Source organism: Thermococcus sp. (assembly GCF_027008145.1).
In the GTDB taxonomy this organism is placed as follows: domain Archaea; phylum Methanobacteriota_B; class Thermococci; order Thermococcales; family Thermococcaceae; genus Thermococcus.
Genome location: NZ_JALTCZ010000027.1, coordinates 1 through 3282, shown reverse-complemented (window position 1 = coordinate 3282; position 3282 = coordinate 1). Strand labels below are relative to the sequence as shown.

The following is a 3282-nucleotide window of genomic DNA, read 5'->3' as shown; positions in this document are numbered from 1 at the left end:
TGTGGAAGCCCCGTAAGGCTTATCCCGAGGAGGAAGCGTCAGAGGCGCAGGTAGGGGATTATCTCGTCGTAGGTCCCGCTCCAGTCAACGATTCCGACCCTTCTCTTAACTCCTCTCCCGAGGAGGCCTAGTATCTCCTCAACCACTTCCTCTGGAGTTTTTCCAGTTGTGTCAACCTCGATGACGTTCTCGTTCTTATCTATAGCCTCAACAAGGATGACGTCGACCAGCTCGGCCTCGACGTTCTCGCCCACTTTCTCCTTCGAATAGCCCCTCGCTTTCAGTCTCTCCCCTATAAGCCTGGGGTGGGCCCTCAGGACGACCACGATATCGGCGGGCATGTGGTGGGCCAGGTGGCTGTCAGCGACGACGTTCCTGTCCCTAAATTCCCTGGCGAAGGTCTCGGTTAATTCATCAACGTCCAGCTCCAGTTCGTCCCCCTTCATTTCCCCGAGACCATTCTTAAGGGCGTAGTCCCTGAGGTTCACATAGTCATAGTTTAACCTCTCGGCGAGGAGCTTTGAAACGGTCGTCTTGCCAACTCCGGGAGTTCCGGTTACGGCTATGATCATGTCCATCACGCCCTTTCAACTTGTTTCTCACATCCCGGGCGGGCTCGGCGCTCATAGGGTACGTCATCGCCCCTGCTCAGCCCGTCTTGGAGTCGTCACGGCCCGCCCAGGACGGCGTCAGATAGCGTTGCTCTTCACAAATCCGCGCAATTCGCTCTCATCATCCGCTGCCTTTCATTTCCTGTAATAGGATATAAGCCTTCTCAGCTCGAGGTTTTTCTCAGGTTTAAGACCTAGAAAGCGCCTGAGCTGGTTGTTCTCGGCGATGAGGCTGGTGAGTTCCCCTGCAAGAACCTTATTGTCCTCGCTCAGTCCGTAGGCCTTGAAGCGGAGCGGTGAGTACTCCCTCTCAAGCTTCCAGACCCGTTTCTCAAGATTCTCTGTCTTTTCCTCCAGCTCTTCAAGCTCCCCGTGGGACTCCCTGAACTCCCCCTTGAGGGCCATTTCGATTATCTTCTCTGCTGGAACGCCGTATCTCTCGCTCAGCCTCTCGATTTCCCCTACCAACTCCCCATCCAGCTCGACCTTAATCTTTCCAAAACCCTTCTCGGGTTTGATGATGAGCTTCATTTCGTTCACGCTCCATGAACGGTTTGTTCACGATTTGTGAACTTTATTTTTCTCAACTTCCACCCTGAGCTCGGCGTTCTCCTGCTTAAGTCGCTCCCGTTCCGTCATCATAAACTTTCTGTCCTTTGTGGCCTTCTCGTAGAACTCCCTAAGCTCCTCGATTTCCCCCTCCATCTTGTGGAGCTTTTCCTCTAACTTGGCGATCTTCTCCCGGAGGAACTCCTCCCTTTCGGCCATGAGAGTCTCCTCGACCTTCGGCAGGTTTTCTCTGAGGAGGGCGTTTATATCTCTACCCTTGAGTGCATTGAACTTCTCCCGGGAGAGAACCACTTCTGGCTTCGTTTTTATCACCGGAACCCCCTCCAGAGTGATCAAGTTTATGGAGAAACGTCTGTGAATGCTCTAATCATGTCCCCTCCCTTCTAAGCAGTTCTGCACTGGTCATTCTCTTGGGGAGCCTTCTTTCCAGTATGGTGAGCATCCCTCGGCGGATCTCTTTACCCCTTTTGGATCTGATTTCCATCAGCGCGGAGGGTGTTTTCATGTCAATGGGCATTCCATCACCCATCCTATTTTCGCAGATTTTGTATTTTAACTTTCCTCTCCGCCTCGGTCTTCCTGTCGTAGCAGAGGACGTAAAAAGCCAAAAGTCCCTTCCACCTGCCGTACGGCTCTATGAGTTCCCTCACGTCCTTCTCCTTAACCTCTTTAACGCTCTTCCCAAAAATCTTTGCTATCCCGCGCCTCAGTCCCAAATCTCCAGCGGGATAGACGTTCTTCCTCAGGCCGTAGGCCAAGAACAGCTCGGCACTCCACTTCCCTATTCCTCTGAACTTCGTTAGGTACTCTATGGCCTCTTCAGCTTTCCAGTCCCAAAGGTTGAGATTGAGCTTCCCCTCGAGGTAAAGCCGGGTAATGGACTCTATGTAGCCGGCACGGTAGCCGAGCTTGGCCGTCTTCAGCTCCTCCAGACTTAGGGAGGCCATCCTCTCGGGTGTTGGAAATGCGTGGAGGTCATCAACTCTCTCCCCTGCAAGCTTTACGAGGTTCGCGATGGTTTTCTGGGCGAAGTCAAAGCTGACCTGCTGCTGTGTTATGACCTCTATCAGGGCTTGGTAAGGGCTCGGCGAGGCCGGCATCGCCAGTCCCTCAAACTCCTCCACCAGAAACGCGAAGGGGGAGTCACTTATCTCCCCGTAGAAGGAGTTCAGGTCGGTGTCGAGGCCGAGGACGAATGAGAGCTTCTCCTCAACAAGCTTTTTATCGCCCTTCCCTAGGCCATCGGGGACTATGAAGTTTTCACCGTCATAGCCCGCCTGAACAACCCTCCCATCCGGGAGGCGGAGGGCCTGGATGAATACTCCATCCTCGAACTTCCAGGTGCCGTTGCGTATCATCTCGTGGGTCGTCTTCCAGACGTCAACCCCAGCCATCGGTCGAGCCTGACGGGTTTATCCCTTATATTCTTTAGGGTCGAGACGTAGAGATGTCTTCCGTCAACGGAGCGCTTTATCCTCAGCTCCCCCTTCTCCTCAAGGAAGAGCATGGACTCCTTGACGGCCTCCGGCTTAACCTTGAGGTTTTCCCTTACGAAGTTCCAAAAGGGCTCTTCCCTTGCGTGGCGTGCGACCAGTTTAACCAGCTTCCAGGAGAGCTTTATCTTTTCCTTCTCATCCCTTGAGACCTTAAGCCTCTTTACGAGTTCCAAGGACTCCATATTGGGGCTTTTGTCACTCCCTGTATATATCCCTTTTGTGGGCAAAAGGTTTAAACCCCCTGGTAGTATTAGACAATGGGATGTCCATGAGAAAAGAGCCCCTCCTGCTCCTCCTCCTGCTACTCCTCATCTCAGCGCCAGCTGTGTATGGTGCAAAAAAAGTCGTCTACGTAGCCAAGGTGGAGGGCACGATAACCGAATACACCGCCGATCAGTTCCAGAGGTACATAGACATAGCCGAGAGGGGCAATGCCGAGGCCCTAATAATCGAGCTCAACACCCCGGGCGGACTGGGGGATGCTATGATGCGCATAGTCTCTGAAATCCAGAACTCAAGCGTCCCGGTCATCATATATGTCTATCCTAGGGGTGCTATAGCTGCCTCAGCCGGCACATACATAGCCATGGGCTCCCATCTTATTG

The 3282-nt window shown here is 53.2% G+C and carries 6 protein-coding genes and 1 pseudogene; 1 reads left to right on the top strand and 6 read right to left on the bottom strand.

The features are described 5' to 3' along the window. Positions 1–38: 38 nt before the first annotated feature. From MVD07_RS01345 to MVD07_RS01320, 6 genes are all read right to left on the bottom strand, one after another. Positions 39–572 (bottom strand): adenylate kinase family protein, encoded by a 534-nt coding sequence (locus tag MVD07_RS01345; RefSeq protein WP_297497596.1) that lies wholly within the window; start codon positions 570–572, stop codon positions 39–41. A gap of 174 nt (positions 573–746) precedes the next feature. Continuing rightward, entirely contained in the window at positions 747–1142 is a 396-nt protein-coding gene (locus MVD07_RS01340; RefSeq protein WP_297497594.1) for a hypothetical protein, read from the bottom strand. A gap of 27 nt (positions 1143–1169) precedes the next feature. Continuing rightward, entirely contained in the window at positions 1170–1493 is a 324-nt protein-coding gene (locus MVD07_RS01335) for a hypothetical protein (protein ID WP_297497591.1), read from the bottom strand. A gap of 55 nt (positions 1494–1548) precedes the next feature. Then, positions 1549–1698, bottom strand: coding sequence for a hypothetical protein (locus MVD07_RS01330; RefSeq protein ID WP_297497587.1), 150 nt, complete (start codon positions 1696–1698; stop codon positions 1549–1551). A 13-nt stretch (positions 1699–1711) separates the two neighbouring features. Then, entirely contained in the window at positions 1712–2575 is an 864-nt protein-coding gene (locus MVD07_RS01325) for a DNA-3-methyladenine glycosylase (RefSeq protein ID WP_297497584.1), read from the bottom strand. Beyond that, complete coding sequence (locus MVD07_RS01320) at positions 2536–2859, bottom strand: hypothetical protein (RefSeq protein ID WP_297497581.1); 324 nt, start codon at positions 2857–2859, stop codon at positions 2536–2538. The genes MVD07_RS01325 and MVD07_RS01320 overlap by 40 nt, the downstream gene beginning before the upstream one ends. Positions 2860–2939: 80 nt before the next feature. Here MVD07_RS01320 and MVD07_RS01315 point away from each other — a divergent pair. Continuing rightward, positions 2940–3282: pseudogene (locus tag MVD07_RS01315) on the top strand (nodulation protein NfeD); the annotation flags it as partial.

Coding starts and splice junctions, on each gene's coding strand:
- MVD07_RS01345 (WP_297497596.1), bottom strand. CDS start 572: ATGATCATAGCCGTAACCGGAACTCCCGGAGTTGGCAAGACGACCGTT.
- MVD07_RS01330 (WP_297497587.1), bottom strand. CDS start 1,698: ATGCCCATTGACATGAAAACACCCTCCGCGCTGATGGAAATCAGATCC.
- MVD07_RS01320 (WP_297497581.1), bottom strand. CDS start 2,859: ATGGAGTCCTTGGAACTCGTAAAGAGGCTTAAGGTCTCAAGGGATGAG.
- MVD07_RS01340 (WP_297497594.1), bottom strand. CDS start 1,142: ATGAAGCTCATCATCAAACCCGAGAAGGGTTTTGGAAAGATTAAGGTC.
- MVD07_RS01325 (WP_297497584.1), bottom strand. CDS start 2,575: ATGGCTGGGGTTGACGTCTGGAAGACGACCCACGAGATGATACGCAAC.